This window comes from Phenylobacterium sp. J367, from assembly GCF_024699985.1.
Taxonomy (GTDB): Bacteria; Pseudomonadota; Alphaproteobacteria; order Caulobacterales; family Caulobacteraceae; genus Phenylobacterium.
In genome coordinates this window covers 3314907-3332541 of record NZ_JAJONA010000001.1, presented here as the reverse complement: position 1 = coordinate 3332541, position 17635 = coordinate 3314907, and the positions used below count along the sequence as shown (strand labels likewise).

At 70.4% G+C, this 17635-nt stretch carries 14 protein-coding genes and 7 pseudogenes; 3 read left to right on the top strand and 18 right to left on the bottom strand.

Annotated features, from left to right (window positions below):
- The first annotated feature begins 28 nt into the window (after positions 1–28).
- Both trmFO and LRS04_RS17830 read left to right on the top strand, forming a co-directional pair.
- Positions 29–1433: pseudogene (trmFO, locus tag LRS04_RS17835) on the top strand (methylenetetrahydrofolate--tRNA-(uracil(54)-C(5))-methyltransferase (FADH(2)-oxidizing) TrmFO).
- A 57-nt stretch (positions 1434–1490) separates the two neighbouring features.
- Positions 1491–1991 (top strand): isoprenylcysteine carboxylmethyltransferase family protein, encoded by a 501-nt coding sequence (locus tag LRS04_RS17830; RefSeq protein ID WP_257817487.1) that lies wholly within the window; start codon positions 1491–1493, stop codon positions 1989–1991.
- Here LRS04_RS17830 and LRS04_RS17825 read toward each other — a convergent pair.
- The 6 genes and pseudogenes from LRS04_RS17825 to yajC form a co-directional block, all read right to left on the bottom strand.
- Positions 1988–2659: a squalene/phytoene synthase family protein gene (locus LRS04_RS17825; protein ID WP_257817486.1), complete on the bottom strand. Its 672-nt coding sequence runs from the start codon at positions 2657–2659 to the stop codon at positions 1988–1990. The two genes, LRS04_RS17830 and LRS04_RS17825, sit on opposite strands and share 4 nt — an antisense overlap.
- A 58-nt stretch (positions 2660–2717) precedes the next feature.
- Positions 2718–3336: pseudogene (locus LRS04_RS17820) on the bottom strand (hypothetical protein).
- An 89-nt stretch (positions 3337–3425) separates the two neighbouring features.
- Complete coding sequence (locus LRS04_RS17815; RefSeq protein WP_257817485.1) at positions 3426–3785, bottom strand: Mth938-like domain-containing protein; 360 nt, start codon at positions 3783–3785, stop codon at positions 3426–3428.
- Between the two features lie 13 nt (positions 3786–3798).
- A pseudogene (gene secF / locus LRS04_RS17810) lies at positions 3799–4762 on the bottom strand (protein translocase subunit SecF).
- Positions 4763–4778: 16 nt separating this feature from the next.
- Positions 4779–6382 (bottom strand): annotated as a pseudogene (gene secD, locus LRS04_RS17805) (protein translocase subunit SecD).
- 14 nt (positions 6383–6396) lie between these two features.
- Positions 6397–6684 (bottom strand): preprotein translocase subunit YajC, encoded by a 288-nt coding sequence (yajC, locus tag LRS04_RS17800; RefSeq protein ID WP_257817484.1) that lies wholly within the window; start codon positions 6682–6684, stop codon positions 6397–6399.
- 182 nt (positions 6685–6866) lie between these two features.
- On the opposite strand from yajC, the pseudogene LRS04_RS17795 reads away from it, so the two are divergent.
- A pseudogene (locus LRS04_RS17795) lies at positions 6867–7688 on the top strand (ATP-binding protein); the annotation flags it as partial.
- Between the two features lie 23 nt (positions 7689–7711).
- On the opposite strand, the gene LRS04_RS17790 reads toward LRS04_RS17795, so the two are convergent.
- The 12 genes and pseudogenes from LRS04_RS17790 to LRS04_RS17740 form a co-directional block, all read right to left on the bottom strand.
- Positions 7712–9457, bottom strand: a complete 1746-nt coding sequence (locus tag LRS04_RS17790; RefSeq protein WP_257817483.1) for a LysM peptidoglycan-binding domain-containing protein — start codon at positions 9455–9457, stop codon at positions 7712–7714.
- A 154-nt stretch (positions 9458–9611) separates the two neighbouring features.
- Positions 9612–10270 (bottom strand): annotated as a pseudogene (locus LRS04_RS17785) (protein-L-isoaspartate(D-aspartate) O-methyltransferase).
- A gap of 5 nt (positions 10271–10275) precedes the next feature.
- A complete protein-coding gene (surE, locus tag LRS04_RS17780; protein WP_257817482.1) occupies positions 10276–11049 on the bottom strand; it encodes a 5'/3'-nucleotidase SurE in 774 nt (257 codons plus the stop codon).
- A 3-nt stretch (positions 11050–11052) separates the two neighbouring features.
- Positions 11053–12339 carry a serine--tRNA ligase gene (gene serS, locus LRS04_RS17775; protein WP_257817481.1) on the bottom strand — a complete coding sequence of 429 codons (1287 nt, stop codon included), beginning with the start codon at positions 12337–12339 and terminating at the stop codon, positions 11053–11055.
- 59 nt (positions 12340–12398) lie between these two features.
- Positions 12399–13292 carry a twin-arginine translocase subunit TatC gene (tatC, locus tag LRS04_RS17770; protein ID WP_257817480.1) on the bottom strand — a complete coding sequence of 298 codons (894 nt, stop codon included), beginning with the start codon at positions 13290–13292 and terminating at the stop codon, positions 12399–12401.
- Positions 13289–13822, bottom strand: coding sequence for a Sec-independent protein translocase protein TatB (gene tatB / locus LRS04_RS17765; RefSeq protein WP_257817479.1), 534 nt, complete (start codon positions 13820–13822; stop codon positions 13289–13291). Before tatB ends, tatC begins: the two co-directional genes overlap by 4 nt.
- Before the next feature lie 80 nt (positions 13823–13902).
- A complete protein-coding gene (locus LRS04_RS17760) occupies positions 13903–14112 on the bottom strand; it encodes a twin-arginine translocase TatA/TatE family subunit (RefSeq protein WP_257817478.1) in 210 nt (69 codons plus the stop codon).
- A 110-nt stretch (positions 14113–14222) separates the two neighbouring features.
- Positions 14223–14873, bottom strand: a complete 651-nt coding sequence (gene scpB / locus LRS04_RS17755) for an SMC-Scp complex subunit ScpB (protein WP_257817477.1) — start codon at positions 14871–14873, stop codon at positions 14223–14225.
- Positions 14870–15677: pseudogene (locus tag LRS04_RS17750) on the bottom strand (ScpA family protein). Before LRS04_RS17750 ends, scpB begins: the two are co-directional and overlap by 4 nt.
- Positions 15674–16687, bottom strand: a complete 1014-nt coding sequence (gene nagZ, locus LRS04_RS17745) for a beta-N-acetylhexosaminidase (protein ID WP_257817476.1) — start codon at positions 16685–16687, stop codon at positions 15674–15676. Before nagZ ends, LRS04_RS17750 begins: the two are co-directional and overlap by 4 nt.
- On the bottom strand, positions 16684–16881 hold the full coding sequence (locus LRS04_RS27060; RefSeq protein ID WP_308238382.1) for an SPOR domain-containing protein: 198 nt from the start codon (positions 16879–16881) through the stop codon (positions 16684–16686). Before LRS04_RS27060 ends, nagZ begins: the two co-directional genes overlap by 4 nt.
- Entirely contained in the window at positions 16800–17501 is a 702-nt protein-coding gene (locus LRS04_RS17740) for an SPOR domain-containing protein (protein ID WP_308238451.1), read from the bottom strand. Before LRS04_RS17740 ends, LRS04_RS27060 begins: the two co-directional genes overlap by 82 nt.
- Positions 17502–17635 lie beyond the last annotated feature (134 nt).

Here is a 17635-nt window from a genome sequence, read left to right as displayed (position 1 = left end):
GGGGGCGATCGTTGCTAGTTAGCCACGCATGACGACATCCCCCATCCATGTGGTCGGCGGCGGCCTGGCCGGATCCGAGGCCGCCTGGCAGATCGCCCAGGCCGGCGTGCCTGTAATCCTGCACGAGATGCGCCCGGTGCGCGGCACCGACGCCCACCACACAGACAAGCTCGCCGAACTGGTCTGCTCCAACTCCTTCCGGGCCGACGACTGGGCCGGAAACGCCGTCGGCCTGCTGCACGCCGAGATGCGGAAGCTAGGCTCGATCATCATGTCCTGCGGCGACGCCCACCAGGTGCCGGCCGGCGGCGCCCCTGGCCGTCGACCGCGACGGCTTCAGCCAGGCGGTGACCGACCGCCTGGAGGCCCATCCCCTGGTCACCATCGCCCGCGAGGAGGTCGCCGGCCTGCCGCCCGCCGACTGGGACAGCGTGGTCGTGGCCACCGGCCCCCTCACCTCGCCCGCGCTCGCCCAGGCGATCCTGGACCTGACCGGCGAAGGCCAGCTCGCTTTCTTCGACGCCATCGCCCCGATCGTGAACTTCGACAGCGTCGACATGAGCGTCGCCTGGCGGCAGTCGCGCTACGACAAGGTCGGCCCCGGCGGCGACGCGGCCGCCTACATCAACTGCCCGATGACCAAGGACCAGTACGAGGCCTTCATCGACGCCCTGCTGGCCGGACCGAAGGCCGAGTTCAAGGACTGGGAGAACGTCCCCTACTTCGACGGCTGCCTGCCCATCGAGGTGATGGCCGAGCGGGGCCGCGAAACACTTCGCCACGGGCCGATGAAGCCGGTCGGCCTGACCAACGCCCACAAGCCCGACGAGAAGCCCTGGGCGGTCGTCCAACTCCGGCAGGACAATGCGCTGGGCACGCTCTGGAACATGGTGGGCTTCCAGACCAAGCTGAAGCACGGCGCCCAGACCGAGATCTTCCGGATGATTCCCGGCCTCGAGAAGGCGGTCTTCGCCCGCCTGGGCGGCCTGCACCGCAACACCTTCCTCAACTCGCCGCGCCTGCTGGACCGCCAGCTTCGCCTGAAGGCCCAGCCGCGCCTGCGCTTCGCGGGCCAGGTGACCGGCGTCGAGGGCTATGTGGAAAGCGCCGCCATGGGGCTGCTGGTCGGGCGGCTCGCCGCCGCCGAGCGGCTCGGCCGGCCGATCGAAGCGCCGCCGGCCACGACGGCGCTGGGCGCGCTCGTGAACCACATCACCGGCGGCCACCTGGACGGCGGCGCGGGCTCGTTCCAGCCGATGAACATCAACTACGGCCTGCTGCCGCCGATGGCCCCGCCGAAGCGCGACGCCGAGGGCAACCGCCTGTCGAACAAGGACAAGACGCGGGGCAAGAAGCGGCTGGTCGGCGAGCGGGCGCTGGCCGACCTGGAGGCCTGGGCGGCCGGCGCGCCGGTGCTGGAAGCCGCCGAATAGTCCCGGATGTGGTAAGCTCCACCTTGGAGGCCGGTCCTCCATGGGAAGGAGCTCGCCATGTCCCGCGGCGCTGCGTCCCTGCTTACCCTCGTCTTCCTGCTCGTCGTGCCGGGGACCTTCGCGGTCTACCTGCCCTGGGCCATCGCCGGCGGCGAGATGGGGCCGCCGTTCCTGGGGACGGAGGCCACGCGCTGGCTCGGCTGGGTGATGGTCGCCGCGGGGGCGGCCGTCGTGGTCGAGGCTCAGGCGCGGTTCGTCTGGCAGGGGTTCGGCACGCCCGCCCCGATCGCACCGCCCAGCCGGCTGGTGGTGGGCGGCTTCTACCGGTTCGTCCGCAATCCGATGTACGTGGCGGTCGTCACCCTGACCCTCGGCGAGGCGCTGATCTATGCGGAGCCGTGGATCCTCGCCTATGCGGCGGCCCTGGCGGCCGGCTTCCACGCCTTCATCCGGCTCTACGAGGAGCCGACGCTCCGTCGGAAGTTCCCCGCGGACTATCCCGCCTTCCTGGCGGCCGTCCCACGCTGGCTTCCGCGGCTGACTCCCTGGCGCGGCTAGATCCGGCCCCGCGCGACGGCCCACATGAGACGTAAGCGGCGGCTGAACTCGGATCCGAGTCCCCCGGCGAAAACGGCATGCGCCGCCGCAGGGAAGGATTCGGCGCTGAGGCCCTTAGCGGCCTCGCGGGCGCCGGCCAGCGCCTGCGCAGCCGTTGGCGCGAAGACCGGCGCCTTGCGGGCCATCCGGCTCAGCGCCCAGGCGGTTCCCGCCCCCCTCGCCTTCGCCGCCTCGCCCGCCGGGTCGAGGATGCCGGCGGCGAGTTCCGCGGCGAGCCCGCCGGTGTCCCTGGCCCATTCCAGGGCCTCGTTCGGCGACATGGGGCTCTGATCGAGCTCGCGGTAGCGTGCGTCGATCATCGCCTCCAGCGGCGCCCGCGGCAGGTTCCGGCGGCGGACCACGTCGGCCAGGGCCTGCGCGGTTGGGTGATGGCGGACATGGCGGCCGTCGAAGATCTCGTCCAGGACCTCCCGCCACCAGGTCAGGCGGATCTCGCCCAGCAAGGAATTCGAGGCCACGCGTGGCGCGCGGGCGAGCTCGTGGTCGTAGGCGTAGAGCGCGATCACGTCCGCCCGGGCCTGCGGGTCGCCGATGAACCGGCTGGAGAGCCAGCGGTCGGGGTCCACGCGCCGGATCAGCTCATCGAGGTTGGAGGCGTCGTCGCTCATCAGCTCAAAACGAAAAAGGCCCGCCGCAAGGGCGGGCCTCTCCGTAATGGGCTTTGGATCAGCCGAACAGCGTCTGCGTCATGGTCATCCCGGTGAGCATCGGGATCGAGAGCAGCAGGTTCGTGCGGGAGAACAGCATGGCCGTCCGCGCCGCCTTGGCCTTCGCGTCGGCGTCCGCCTCGACGATCCCCAGCGCGATCTTCTGGTTCGGCCAGATGAACGCCCAGACGTTGACGAACATGATCACCGCCAGCCAGGCCGAGAGACCGAGCAGGGTGTAGCGGTTGTCGCCGGCCGCATAGCCGCCGAACAGGCCCAACGTCAGGGTCTCGTGCGCGTAGTCGACGCCGCGCAGGTAGAGGACGATCAGGCCCATCAGCACGGTGAACAGCGCCGCCCAGCGGAACCAGAACAGCGCCTCCGGCGCGATGTACTTTGGAGACGGCCGGCTTCAGCTCGGCCGGGATCTCCGGCATTTTCCGGATCTGCACGAAGTTGAAGTAGTAGAGCAGACCGATCCACAGGATGCCGAAGAAGGTGTGCAGCCAGCGGAACACGGCCTGCCAGTAGATGGTGTCCAGGCCCTGCGGGCTCTGGGAATAGGCGAACAGCATGACCAGCGCGAGCAGGACGCTGACGATCACGGTGTTGCGGAAATTGGAAAGCAGCCCAGCCATTTTGAAGCCCCTCGATTCCTACCTTGGGTGTCAGGTATAGGGGCGTTTCGCCGCAGGCGGAAGGCTCGCACCGCGACGCCCTCCTCCGCTCAGACGGCGATCAGGGCGGTCGCCAGGCGGCGACCCTCGGCGGTCAGGACGTTGTAGAGCCGCGCCGCCGACGGCGTATCCATGAACTCCAGCCCGATCCCGGCGGCGCGCAGCGCATCGCGCACGGCCCGCGGCGGCTGGGCGTTTTTTGCGCCGACGCCCAGCAGCAGGAACTCTACCTCGGCACGGCCGGCGGCCAGCACCGGCTCGAGGCTCTCGGGCGTCAACTCGTCCAGCGACGCGACCGGCCAGGGCCGCGCCTCGTCGGCGAGGATCAGCAGCGAGCCCTCGTGGCGTTCGCCGGACAGCCGGAAACCGCTGCCCCCGTAGGCGTCGATCGAGGGTGCGTCCCGGGCCATCGCTGCGCCCGCCCTACGGCCGGACGTCGGCCGGCTTCAGCGGCTGGGCTTCCTCCTCGCCGCGCTTGACGCCCCACAGGAGGATCACCGGCGCGGCGACATAGATCGAGGAATAGGTGCCGATGATGATGCCGAACATCAGCACCAGCGACATGCCGAGCAGCGTCGGACCGCCGAACACCGCCAGGCCGGCCAGGGCCAGCACAGCCGTCAGGCCGGTGATGATCGTCCGCGACAGGGTCTCGTTGATCGACAGGTCGATCACCTCGCGCAGCGGCATGCGCTTGTATTTGCGCAGGTTCTCGCGAAGGCGGTCGAACACCACGACGGTGTCATTCATCGAGTAGCCGATGACGGTCAGGATCGCGGCCACCGTCGTCAGGCTGAACTCCAGCCTGAAGAAGGCGATGATGCCGAAGGTCAGGATCACGTCGTGGAACAGCGCCACGACCGCGCCGATGCCGAACTGCAGTTCGAACCGGAACCAGATGTAGATCATCATCAGCAGGATCGCGAGGCCGAGCGCCATCAGGCCGCTGCTGAACAGCTCGCCCGACACCTTGGCCCCGACGACGTCGGGCGGATCGAACTTCACCTGGCCGAGCGCCTGGGTGATGGCGGTGCGCACCTCGCCGGCCACCTGGTCGGCGCTGGCGCCCGCCGGCGGTTGGTAGCGGACCATGGCGGCGGTGCCGTCGCCGAAGCCCTGCACCTGCGGGTCGCCGAGGTTCAGGCGTTCAATGGCGGCGCGGGCGGCGCCGAGGTCCACCTGCTTCGGCGCGGTGGACAGCTCGATCACCGTGCCGCCGGTGAAGTCGATACCGCAGTTCAGGCCGCCGCAGGGGGGGCTCGAACGGGATCAGGGCCCGGGCCAGCGACGCGATCACCGCGATGGCGGACAGGATGGCGGCGTACTTCGAGAAGCGGACGAACTGGAAGTTCGTCTTCACCGGCAGGATGCGGATCAGGGGCCACATGACTGGAAGGCCCTCCCTAGACGATCGGCAGGGACTTCGGGCGCGTGGTGCGGAACCACACGGCCAGGAGCACCTGGGTGATGAGGACGGCGGTGAACACCGAGGTGAGGACGCCGATGGAGAGCGTCCAAGCGAAGCCCTTCACGGGGCCGGCGCCGAACTGGAACATCAGCAGCGCCGCCAGCAGGGTCGTCAGGTTGGCGTCGATGATCGTGCTCATGGCGCGGGAGAAACCCGCGTCCATGGCCGAGATCACCGTCCGCCCGGCCCGGATTTCGTCGCGCATGCGCTCATAGATCAGCACGTTGGCGTCAACCGCCACCGCCAGGGTCAGAATCAGGCCGGCGATGCCAGGCAAGGTCAGGGTGGCCTGGGTCACGCTCATGGCGGCGACGATGAGCAGGCCGTTGACGAGCAGGGCGACGATCGAGATGCCGCCGAACAGGAAGCCGTAGGCGAGGAGCATGAAGACCACGATCGCCGCGAAGGCGACCGCGGTGGAGATCTGGCCGGCCGCGATGGCGTCGGCGCCAAGCTCCGCGCTGACGGTACGCTGTTCCTCGACCTTCAGCGGGGCCGGCAGGGCGCCCGCGCGCAGCAGGAGGGCGAGGTCGTTGGCGCTCTCGACGGTGAAGTTGCCTTCGATGTAGCCGGAGCCGCCGGTGATGGCGCTGTTGATGACCGGCGCGGAGATCACCTTGCCGTCGAGGACGATGGCGAAGCGCTTGCCGATATTCTGGGTGGTGGCGTCGCCGAAGCGCCGCGCGCCCTGTCCGTTGAACCGGAACTCGACGATCGGGGTCTGGTTCTGCGGGTGGAAGGCCTGGTTGGCGTGCACCAGCATCTCGCCGGTGACGACCGAGCGCCGCTTGACGACGACGAACGGCTCCGAGGGATCGTCCTGCGGCAGGAGCTCGGACCCGGGTGGAACGCGCCCCGCCGCCGCTTCGGCCGGCGTGGCCGAATCGTCGACCATCTGGAAGGTCAGCTTGGCGGTCTGGCCGATGACCTCCTTCAGGCGCTGGGGATCGCTCTCGCCGGGCGCCTGGACGACCACGCGGTCGACACCCTGGCGGGTGATGCTGGGCTCCCGCGTACCGAGCTCGTCGACCCGGCGGCGGATGATCTCGATGGACTGCTCCACCGCCCGCGACGCCTCGGCCTGCATGGCCTCCTGGGCGAAGCTGAGCCGCAGGCGCTGGTCGGGGCCGGTGGAGACGTTGACGTCCCGTCCGCTGACGCTGCCGGCCAGCGGCGCGCCGACGCTGTTGCGCAGGTTGCGCAGCGCGGCGTCCACCTGACCGGGATCGGTGATCCGCACGGCGACTTCGCCGTCCACGATCCCGAGGTCGGTGAAGGCGATCTCGTCGTTGCGCAGATTCTGCCGGACGTCCTCGACGAGGTTCGTCAGCCGTTCACGGCGCAACGCTGCGGTGTCCACCTCCAGCAGGAGGTAGGAACCGCCCTGGAGATCGAGGCCCAGGTTCAGGGTCTGCCGGGGCAGGAAGCCCGGCAGCTTGGCGCGGGCGTCGGCCGGGATGAGATCGGCAGCGTGAAGAGCATGCCGAAGACCACCGCCAGGACGACGAGAACGATCTTCCAGCGGGAGAGATTCAGCATCGAGGGGCTTTAGCTCAGACCTTGGAGTCGTTGGCGGGCGAGGGTTCGCCGCGCGTCCGGACGTCGGCGACCATCGCCTTGACTACCTTCACGGTCACGCCCGTGGCGATTTCGAGGCCGACTTCCTTGTCCTCGACGCGGACGACCTTGCCGATCATGCCGGAGGACAGAACCACCGTGTCGCCACGCTTCAGCCCGCCCAGCATCTGCTGGTGCTGCTTCATGCGCTTCTGCTGCGGGCGGATCATCAGGAAGTAGAAGAGCACGACCAGGCCGATGAGCGGCAGGAACTGGATCAACATGTCCTGCGGGCCGCCCGTGGGGCGCCGGCGGCGGCTTGAGCATAGGCAGGGGTGGCGAACATGGCCTCTCCGAAATGGGCGGGCGCGGGCGCCATCGGAAGGGGCCCGCTCAAAGTCGGCGGAAGCTATGCGCTGCGCCTCCGTTTTGCAATGGAACGCGCCCGCGGCTATGGCTCGCGGCGATGGACCCCGAGCTGAAGCCCGTTCTCGAACGCATCGCCGACGCCCTCGAAAGGCTCGCGCCGCCGGCCCCGGAGCGGCCTTCCTTCGCAGGCGCCCGCCTGTTCCGGCACGACCCGGCCACCGGCGCCTTCCACCCGGCGCCGGACTATCCCTTGGCCCTGGACAGCCTGGTCGGCGTGAACCGGCAGAAGGAGCGGTTCCTCGAGAACCTGCGGCGTTTCGCCGGGGGATTGCCCTACAACCACGCCCTGCTCTGGGGCGTGCGCGGTGCGGGCAAGAGTTCGCTCGCCAAGGCCGCCTTCATGGCCGCCGGCGCCGAGGCGGCCGATCTGCGCCTCGTGGAGGTGGACCGCGACCAGGTCACCGCACTCCCTGCCCTCTTCGACCAGCTTCGCGTCCTGCCCGAGCGCTTCGTGGTGCTCTGCGACGACCTCTCCTTCGAGGAGGGCGCGGCCGCGGCCAAGGCGCTGAAGTCCGCGCTGGAAGGCGGGGTCTCCGGTCCGCCGGCCAATGTGCTCTTCGTCGCGACGTCGAACCGCCGCCACCTGATGCCGCGCACCAGCACCGAGGACCGGGGGATGCTGGCCGCCGCCGAGGACGCCGAGGAGGAAGTCAGCGTCTCGGATCGCTTCGGTCTCTGGATCGGTTTCGCGCCGATGGACCAGGCAACCTACCTGGAAGCCGTGCAGGCCTATGCCCGCCGGTTCGGCCTCGCCGCGCCGGACCTCGACCGGAGGGCGCTGCAGTGGGCGCAGCTCCGCGGCGGCCGCTCGGGCCGCGTCGCCTGGCAGTTCATCCGCGACCTGGCGGGGGAACAGGGCAAGCCCCCTCCCCCTCTAGCCCCCTACTTGGGCAGGACCAGCGCCGGGTCGATCGGCCGCGCCCGATCGAGCGGCGACGGGGCGTAGCGGACCTCGAAGTGGAGCTGTGGCTCGGTGACCCCGCCGCTGGAGCCGGCCTGCCCGATCTGCTGCCCCTGAGTGACCTTCTGGGTCATCTTCACGTCCACGCGGGACAGGTGGCCGTAGGCGGTCACCCAGCCGTCCGCATGCTTGATCAGAACGAGGTTGCCGAAGCCCGGAACCTGGTCGCCGGCGTAGACCACGTCGCCGGAGGCCGCGGCGCGAACCGCATCGCCGGTCTTCGCGCGGATGTTGATGCCGTCGTTGCGCTGGTTCCCGGGCTTGGGGCCGAAGCCCGACACGAGGTCACCGTCGATCGGCCAGATAAACCGGCCACGACCGAGCTGCGAGATCTGGGCGTCGCTGACCGGCGGCGCGATGGCGGGGCCGGCCACCGGCGGCGCGCTGGGCGAGGTGTAGGGCTGCGGCCGGCTGGGCGTTGCGCGCGGCGGCGGCGCGGGGCGCGACGTCGCCGGCGGCGTGTAGGGTTGCGGCCTGGGCGGCAGAGCCGGCGTCGGCTCCGGCGGCGGCGTACGGACCGGCGGGGCGGCCCGCTCAGGCGCGGAGCTCTCTACCGGCTGGCGGGTCGTTTGGGTGACCGGGCCGCGATCGCGGTAGCCTGACGGCAGGCGGATGCGCTGCCCCGCCCTGATCGTGGCGTTGCGGCCGAGGCCGTTCTCGCTGCGCAGCGCCGCCGCGGTCACCGAGAATCGCCGGGCGATCAGGTCGAGCGTGTCGCCGGACCCGGCGACGTAGGCCTTGCCCGCGCCGCGGGGCCCTTTGAGGCTGTCGCCGGGCTGGATGTTTGAGCCGCGGATCCTGTTGTCCTTGCGGAGCTGGTCCACCGTGGTGTCGAGCTTGCGGGCGATCTCGATGAGGGTGTCGCCCTTCCGGACCGTGTAGGTCTCGGGTTTGCCTTCGACGTCGATCACCCGGCCGGTGACCGAGCGGGTCGTCACCGCGCGGGTCGCGGGCGGCTCGGCAGCGGGCTCGGGGGCCGGCCGCGTGGGCGGCGGCGCGGCGCGCTCCGGCTCGCGGCTCGGCGGCGGAGGCGGCGTGGCGGGCGCGGCCTGCGGCTCTCCGGCTTCCACAACGGTGCGGGTCGTGGTGACGATCGGCCCGCGGTCCCGGAAGCCCTCCGGCAGGCGCAGGCGCTGGCCGACCTTCAGAGGGGCGTTGCGCCCGATGTCGTTCTCCTCGGCGATCGCGTCCGCCGTGACGCCGAACCGCCGGGCGATGGCGAAGAGGGTGTCGCCCGAGGCGACCACATAGGCCTTCGCATCCGTGCGCGGGCCCTTGAGCTTCTGGCCCGGGCGGATGTTCGAGCCTTCGATGCCGTTGTCGTCGCGGAGCTGGTCCACCGTCGTGTCCAGCTTGCGGGCGATGGCGATCAGGCTGTCGCCCCTTTCCACGGTATAGGTGGTGGAGCGCCCTTCGGCGTCGACCACACGGCCGGTGACCGAACGGGTGGTCGCCGTGCGGTAGGTGGGCTCGGCGCGCGGCGGCGCAGGCTGCGGCGCGGGCGAGGCGGCCGGAGGCAGTTGCTCCAGCGGCCGGCTCTCCACGGGCGCGGGTTGCGCCTGGCTGATGGGCCCTCGTCGGCCGGTGTCGGCGCGGGCGCTTCCGCGACCGGAGGCGGCGGGGCGGCCGGCGCCTGTGTCGGGAAATTCGGGGTCTGGGTCGCGCACGCCGTCAGGGCCGTGGTGGCGAGGAGCGCCAGGACCGTTCGCGAAAGGGAAAGCGTCATCGCCGCTCCGGGGTCACAAATCAGAATCAGTTCGGGGCGTCTGAAGATTTTGGAGCGGGCCGGACGCCACGACCACCCGCAAAGCGACGCAGCGCTCAAAGCTCCTTGGCGACGCCGTCGAGCAGCGGCACGAACCGGACATCCAGAAGGTCCTCGACCTTGAAGCCGCCCTCTCCGTCCCCGGTGTAGCGGCGCAGGGTCTGAACCGGCCCCCCGACCGATCGGCGCCACGAGAACCCCCGTGGGCTTGAGTTGCGAAAGGAGAGCCTTGGGCTCCTCCGGCGCCGCCGCCGTGACCATAATGCGGTCGAAAGGGCGCCTGCTCGGGCCACCCTTCGCCGCCGTCGCCGAACTTGGTGATGATGTTCGTGAGGCCGAGCTGCCTGAACCGGCCCTCGGCCTCCTTCATCAGCGTCCGGTAGCGCTCCACCGTGTAGACCAGCCGGGCGAGCTTCGAGAGGATCGCCGTCTGGTAGCCGGAGCCGGTGCCGATCTCGAGGACGCGGTCGCGCTTCTCGATCTGCAGCATCTGGGTCATCAGGCCGACGATGTACGGCTGGCTGATCGTCTGGCCACAGGCGATCGGCAGGGCGGAATCCTCATAGGCCCGCTCCTTGAAGAGCTCCTGAGTGAACACCTCGCGCGGGGTCTTCTCGATCGCGTTCAGCACCTTGGCGTCGTTCACCCCCTGCTGCTTCAGCGCGAGGATCAGGGTCGCCATGCGGACGTCGGCGGGGCTTTCCGGCTTCGCCATGGGCGTCAGGCCTTCGGAGGCGGACCGCCGAGACGGCCCTTCAGGTCGTGGACGGTGGCCATGTGCGACAGGTCGATGTGCAGCGGCGTGACCGAGATCCGGCCCTCGTAGAGCGCCCGCAGGTCCGTGCCCTCGGCCGGCTTCGATGGGGTCTGTCGGAAGCCGATCCAGTAGTAGTCCTTGCCGCGCAGGTCGGTGCGCTTCTCGGCATGGCGCACATGGACGTCGCGGAATCCCTGACGGGTGACCTCGACCTCGGTAATCTCCGCGACCGGCTTGGCCGGGAAGTTGACGTTCATGATCACGTCGTTCGGCCAGCCGATCTCAACGAGCTTCTTGATGATCCCCGGCGCGAACGTCTCGGAGGCCTCGAAGCTCGTGCCGGGCTCGTAGAAGCCCTGCTGCGAAAGGGCGATCGCCGGCACCCCCAGCGCCATGCCCTCGATGGCCCCGGCCACCGTGCCCGACATGGTGACGTCCTCGGCGAGGTTGGCCCCGCGGTTCACGCCCGACAGCACCAGGTCCGGCCGCCGGCCCTGCACCAGCTCGTGGATGCCCAGCATCACGCAGTCGGTCGGCGTGCCCGTGGTCGAGAACTTTCGCTCGCCCACCTGCCGCACCCGGATCGGCTCGGCGAGTGTCAGGGCGCGGCTGGCGCCCGACTGCTCGTATTCCGGCGCGCAGACCCAGACATCGTCCGAGAGCTCCGCGGCGATACGCTCCAGAGCGGCCAGCCCATCGGCGTGGATGCCGTCATCGTTGGTGAGCAGGATCCGCACGCGTTAGGCCTTCCCGCCGATGTGGGTCAGGCCGGGGAGGTAGCGGTGCAGCGCCTGCGGGATGGCGATCCGGCCGTCCTCGTCCTGATAGTTCTCCATGATCGCCACGAGCGTCCGGCCGACCGCCAGGCCCGAGCCGTTCAGGGTATGGACGAACCGGGTCCCCTTCTCGCCGGCCTTCTTGGACCGGGCGTTCATCCGCCGGGCCTGGAAGTCACCGGTGTTCGAGCAGGAGCTGATCTCGCGGTACTTGCCCTGGCTCGGCAGCCAGACCTCCAGATCATAGGTCTTGCGCGCCCCGAACCCCATGTCGCCCGTGCAGAGCAGCATGGTGCGGAACGGCAGCTCCAGGCGCTTCAGCACCGCCTCGGCGCAGCCGACCATCCGCTCGTGCTCCTCGTCGGACTTCTCCGGCGCGGTGATCGACACGAGCTCGACCTTGTTGAACTGGTGCTGGCGGATCATGCCGCGGGTGTCGCGGCCTGACGCGCCGGCCTCCGAGCGGAAGCAGGGCGTCAGCGCCGTGAAGCGCAGCGGGAGTTCCTCCTCGGCCACCACCTGGTCCATCACAAGGCTGGTCAACGGCACTTCGGCCGTCGGGATCAGCCAGCGGCCGTCGGTGGTCTGGAAGAGATCATCGGCGAACTTCGGCAGCTTGTCGGTGCCGTAGGCGGCCGCGTCGTTGACCAGCAGCGGCGGGGCCACTTCGATATAGCCGTGCTCCTCGGTCTGCAGGTCCAGCATGAACTGGCCGACCGCCCGCTCGAGCCGGGCGAGCTGGCCTTTCAGCACGACGAACCGCGACCCGCTCATCCGGGCGGCCGCTTCGAAATCGAGCAGGCCAAGGCCCTCGCCGAGGTCGACGTGGTCCTTCGGCGCGGAGATGGCGAAAGGCTCGCCCCATCGGCGAGCCTCGACGTTATCGTGCTCGCCGGCGCCTTTGGGCACGTCGGGGGCCGGGATGTTCGGCAGGGTCGCGAGAAGGCTTCGCAGCTCCTCCCCAACCGTGCGCTCGACCTCGGCCTGCTCCTCAAGGGTGCGTTTCAGGGTCTCCACATGCGCCATCAGGCGCTGGGCCTCGTCCTCGTTCTTCTGGGCCTTGGCCTGGCCGATCTTCTTGGACGCCTCGTTGCGCTCGGCCTGGGCGGCCTGCAGCGCCGTCTGGGCGGCGCGGAGCGTCTCGTCGAGGCCGAGGAGTTCGGCCACCAGGGATTCGCCGGACAGGCCCTTCGACGACCAGGCTCGTGCGTAAAGCTCGGGGGTCTCGCGAATGGCTCGGATGTCGTGCATGGCGGCCGCAGTTAAGAGTGAGCCGCCTTCCTAGTGCGCGTCGGCGGTGGGGCCAAGCCCTACACCGGCACGACGTCGGTTCCGGCTTCCTCGCGCTTGCGTCGCGCCTCGATCAGCCGCACGCACCAGATGGAGATCTCGTAGAGCAGGATGATCGGCACCGCGAGCATGGTCTGGCTGATCGGGTCGGGCGGGGTAACGATGGCCGCCACCACGAAGACCCCGACGATGGCGTAGCGCCGGCCCGCGCGGAGCATGTCCGACGTCACGATGCCGGCCATGCCGAGCAGGGTCAGCACCACCGGCAGCTGGAAGCAGAGCCCGAAAGCGAGCAGCAGGGTGGTGACCAGCGTCAGATAGTCCGAGACCTTCGGCAGCATCTGCACGGCGATGCCGTCCGTGCCGATAATCTGCTGGCTCAGCGAGAACCACAGCACGAAGGGCAGGATCACGAAATAGACCAGCGCCGCCCCCAGCAGGAAGAGCGAGGGCGCGGCCAGCAGGAAGGGCAGGAAGGCCCGTCGCTCGCGCTTGTAGAGACCCGGCGCCACGAAGGCGTAGACCTGCCAGGCGAGCACCGGGAACGTCAGCACCACGGCCCCGAAGCCGGCCAGCTTCAGCTTGGTGAAGAAGAACTCCAGCGGCGCGGTGAACACGAGCGTGAGGTCTTCGCCCTTCAGTTGCGGCACGTCCTTGATGCCGAGAAGCACGAAGATCAGGTCGAACGGCCCGTGGCTGCCGCCGGCCTGCTGGGCGGCGAACATGCGGGCGGCCATCTCGAACGGGTGCAGCAGGAACTGGTAGATCGGCGTGGAGAAGCCGAAGCAGACCAGGAAGCCCACGACCACGGCGGCCACGCAGATGATCAGCCGCTTGCGGAGTTCCACCAGGTGGTCGAGGAGCGGCGCGCGGCTCGCCTCGATGTCGGCCTCGTCCGGATCGTATTCACTCACGAGGCGGCGCCCTTGACGGTCTTGGTCGCGCGCGGCTTGCGGGCGGCGGCGGGCTTGGCGGCGGCGGTCTTGGCCGCCGCGGACTTCGCTGGGGTCGTCTTGGCTGTCGCCGCCTTGGGCGCGGCGGCCTTGCGGGCGCGGGGTTTCTTGGCCGGCTCGGCGGCGGCCGCGGGGGCAGGATCGGTCTCAGCGACCGGGGGGCTGTCCCACTGGTGGCTCATGGGCGGATGCATCTGCACGCCCACGTCGGTCAGGCTGCGGTTGATGTCGTCGAGGGCCGAGTTCATGTCCCCGCCCACGTCGGCGAACTGGCCCTTGCGCATGGCCTCGACCTCCTTGCGGAGTTCATCCAGTTCGGACTGGCGCGCCATCTCATCGAAGCTGGCGCGGAACTCGCTGGCCATGCCCCGCAGCTTGGCCACGAACTGGCCGAGCTTCCTCAGAAGGACCGGCAGGTCCTTGGGGCCGACCACGATCAAGGCCACGATGGCGATGACCAGGTATTCGGTGACGCCGACGTCGGGAAGCATGCCGGTGGCCTAGACGGGAACGCCGGCCGCGATCAAGCGCGCCGGCGTTCGGGGATCAGCAAAAAATCGCGTGGCTGAAATCAGCCGCGCGCGTTGTCCTTCTCGCTCTCCTTGGGGAGCGGCTTGGCGTCGGCGTGCTGGGTTTCGTCCTCGCCCTTCAGGCCGTCGCGGAAGGCGCGGATGCCCTTGGCGGCGTCGCCCATGAGGCCCGAGAGCTTGCCGCGGCCGCCGAACAGCAGCGCCACGACAACCAGCACGATCAGCCAGTGCCAGATCGAAAAAGAGCCCATGACGGCCTTACTCCCTATAGGTCCGCCCCCGGACCCCTGCTTCGAGCGCTATATAGTCAGTCCGGAGGGGCCAAGCCAACGCGGCGTTTTCATTCGCTGCCTGCCAGGGTTCAGTTGGTTTCCTCGCCGAGGAAATCCACGTGGAACTCGGGCGCCTCGCCCTCCAGGTCCAGCGGGTCCTCGTCGGGGGACAGCTGGTCCGGATTTGGCACGGTGAAGTCGGCCGGCAGGTCGAGGCTGAGCAGGCCCGCCGCCTTCATCTCGGCCATGCCCGGCAGGTCGCCCAGGCTGGCCAGGCCATAGTGCTCCAGGAAGGCGTCCGTCGTGCCGTAGGTGACCGGGCGGCCGGGCGTCCGCCGGCGCCCGCGCATCTTCACGAGGCCGAGTTCGAGCAGCACGTCCAGCGTACCCTTGGACGCCTGCACCCCGCGCACCGCCTCGATCTCGGCGCGCGTCACCGGCTGGTGGTAGGCGATGATCGCGAGGGTCTCCTGGGCCGCCTTGGACAGCCGGCGCGGTTCTTCCCGCTCCTCGGTCATCAGCCAGGCCAGGTCGCCCGCCGTCTGGAAGCGCCACCGGCCGGCCACCTGGGCCAGTTCCACGCCCCGGCCCTCGTAGCGCGCCTGCAGGGCGGCGATGGCGGCGGCCACGTCGGCGCCTTCCGGAAGGCGCTGGGCGAGGTCCTTGTCGCTCAGGGGTCCGGCCGCGGCGAACAGCAGGGCTTCCACCTCGCGCTCGGTCTGGGCGGGATCGAGGCTCACGGACGCACCTCGGCGCGGCGCTTCAGGTAGATGTCGGCGAAGGCCTCGAGCTGGCGGGCCTCCAGGGCGCCTTCCTTCACGAGTTCCAGGCTGGCTGAGAGCGTTGAGGCCACGAACGACGCGCGGCTCGGCCCGTGGTCGGCGGGTCCGATGGGCGCGACGCCCGTCAGCGGCGTCCAGCGCTCCAGGTCGGGCAGCAGCTTCCTCAGGCGGTCGCGGGCGTCCTCCAGCGGATAGGCCACGGGCGGCCGGGGCGTGTAGTGCCGCGACTGCTCCTTGGTCCGCTGGCTGATGTAGGAGGTCATCAGGCCGTAGAGGTCGCCCTCGATCTCCTTCGACGGGATCACCTTGATCGCCTCGGGGTCGCCGCGCACGAAGACGTCGCGGCCGAGCTGGGCGCGTTCCTTCAGCGCCTCGCCCGCCTTGCGCATGGCGTCGAGCTTGGCCAGCCGGAACGCGAGCCTCGCGGCCACCTCCTCGGCCGGCGCCTCCTCGGGCCGCACCTTCTCGGGCTTCGGCAGCATCAGCCGCGATTTCAGGTAGGCCAGCCAGGCGGCCATCACCAGGTAGTCGGCGGCCAGTGAGAACCGCATCCGCCGGGCCTGCTGGACGAAGGACAGATACTGCTCGGCGAGCTTCAGGATCGAGAGCTGCAGCAGGTCGACCTTCTGGCTGCGGGCCAGCGCCAGCAGGGACATGCAACGGGCCCTCGTAGCCCTCGATGTCGACGATCAGCGCCTCGCCGTCCTCGGCGGCGCTGGCCGCGGCGGCGAAGTCGAGGTTCGGCTGGAAGCCGCCGCTCACGAGAACCGCCCTCCGAACGCCGCGTCGAACCGGGCCCGGGCCTCGGCGGCGTCGAACGGCGCAACCGGATTGCGCAGCGGCGCCAGCGCGGCGGCGGCGCGCTCCGCGGCCCTCCCCGCCAGCGATCCGGTCCCGTCCATCACCTGGCGCATCTCGCCCAGGTCGCCGTTGCAGTGCAGGACGACGTCACAGCCGGCGGCCAGCGCGGCCCGGGCACGCTCGTCCAGCCCGCCCGACAGCGCCTTCATGGAGAGGTCGTCGCACATCACGAGGCCCTCGAAGCCGATGGCGCCGCGGATCACCCGCTCGAAGCAGGCCTTCGAGGTGGTGGCCGACTGTTCGGCGTCCAGGTCTGAGTAGATCACGTGGGCGGTCATCGCCATCGGCATGTCCTTGAGCGCCCGGAACGGAGCGAAGTCGCGGGCGTCCAGCTCGGCGAACGGCGTGTCCACCACCGGCAGCTCGAAGTGGCTGTCCGCCTTCGCCCGTCCGTGGCCGGGGATGTGCTTGACGATCGGCAGGACGCCGCCCGCCATCAGGCCCTCCGACGCGGCGCGGCCCAGCTCCGCCACCTGTTCCGGCGTGTCGCCATACGCCCGGTCGCCGATGATCTCGTGGCCTTGCGGGTCCGGGACGTCGAGCACCGGCACGCAGTCGACGTTGACGCCGATCGCGCCCAGGTCATGGGCGATCAGCCGCCCGCCCAGCCAGGTGATCTCCCGCCGCTGGTCCGCCGGCAACTCGCCGTAGGCGCGGCCCGGCGGATAGAGCTTCCAGTGCGGCGGGACGAGACGGGCGATCCGGCCGCCCTCCTGGTCGATCAGGATCGGCGCGTCGTCGCGGCCGACGATCTCGCGCAGGCTCGCGGTCAGGCGCCGCACCTGGTCCGGGGTGTCGATGTTGCGCGCGAAGAGGATGAACCCCCACGGCTGCACGTCCCGGAAGAAGGCGGCCTCCTCGGGGGAGAGCGCCGGGCCCTGGCAGCCGAAGATGGCGGCGCTGGTCGTCACCGGACGAAGCAGCTCTTCCCGGCCGCCTTCAGGCGGTTGCAGAAGGCGGTGGCGGCGGCGCGGTCGGCAAAGCCGGTGACCGCCGTCCGGTAGAGCGTGCCGCCGTCGCGCTCTATGCGCTCCACGGCCTTCCCCTTACCCGCCGCGAGGCCCGGCGCGGCGGCGACCGCGTCGTTCCAGGCCTTGTCGGCCAGCGCCGGCGAGGAGACCGCGCCGATCTGCACGACCGCGCCGCCGCTGGCGGCCGGAGCCGCCGCGGGGGCCTTGGCGGCGGGGGGCGGGGCGGTCTTGGCGCCGGCGGCGGAGCCGTGGCGACCTGGGCCGGCGGGGCGGCTTTCGGGGCCTGGGCGGCGGGCAGCGCGGGACGGAGCGCCGGCTGCGCGGTCACCGGCTGGGTCGGCGCGGCGGCCGGCGGCGGCGGCGCGGGCGTCACGACCACCGGCGCGGGCTGCGGACGCGGCTGCGGCTGTTCCGGCGGCGGGGCGAAGGTCGGCGACACCGTCTCCGGCGCCTCGCCCGCCTCCGAGCGGTAGATCTGTAGGCCGGCGGCGGGGTCCTGCGGCTGGGCCTCGGCGGGCGGCGGAACCTTCATCTCGGCGACCTCCGTGCCCACCGTCTGCGGCGGCTGGCCGGCCTCGCGGACGCCCGACCGGTAGAAGATCACGATCGCCACCACGAGGGCGACCAGGACCAGGGCCGAGATGATCAGGGTGAAGGGGATCGGGCGCGCCCCGCGCACCGGCTGGCGCGCATCGAACGACAGCGGCGCGTCGGTGGTGGGCGGCGTGTAGGCGCCGCGGTCGTGTTCGGACATCGGGGGCTCCGAGGGAATCCATAGGCACGCGACCCGCGAACCCGCGAATCGCCCGTCGGCGCTCAGTCTATCCAAGGGTTGACGAGGAGTGACCGCGACACCGCGGCTTTTCCTGTGGGTCACCGCGGGCGGAA

What these genes read in the sequence shown, in the direction of transcription:
- LRS04_RS17830 (WP_257817487.1), top strand. Translation starts at nt 1,491, where the DNA reads ATGTCCCGCGGCGCTGCGTCCCTGCTTACCCTCGTCTTCCTGCTCGTC.
- LRS04_RS17825 (WP_257817486.1), bottom strand. Translation starts at nt 2,659, where the DNA reads ATGAGCGACGACGCCTCCAACCTCGATGAGCTGATCCGGCGCGTGGAC.
- LRS04_RS17815 (WP_257817485.1), bottom strand. Translation starts at nt 3,785, where the DNA reads ATGGCCCGGGACGCACCCTCGATCGACGCCTACGGGGGCAGCGGTTTC.
- yajC (WP_257817484.1), bottom strand. Translation starts at nt 6,684, where the DNA reads ATGTTGATCCAGTTCCTGCCGCTCATCGGCCTGGTCGTGCTCTTCTAC.
- serS (WP_257817481.1), bottom strand. Translation starts at nt 12,339, where the DNA reads ATGCACGACATCCGAGCCATTCGCGAGACCCCCGAGCTTTACGCACGA.
- tatB (WP_257817479.1), bottom strand. Translation starts at nt 13,822, where the DNA reads ATGCTTCCCGACGTCGGCGTCACCGAATACCTGGTCATCGCCATCGTG.
- LRS04_RS17760 (WP_257817478.1), bottom strand. Translation starts at nt 14,112, where the DNA reads ATGGGCTCTTTTTCGATCTGGCACTGGCTGATCGTGCTGGTTGTCGTG.
- LRS04_RS17740 (WP_308238451.1), bottom strand. Translation starts at nt 17,501, where the DNA reads ATGTCCGAACACGACCGCGGCGCCTACACGCCGCCCACCACCGACGCG.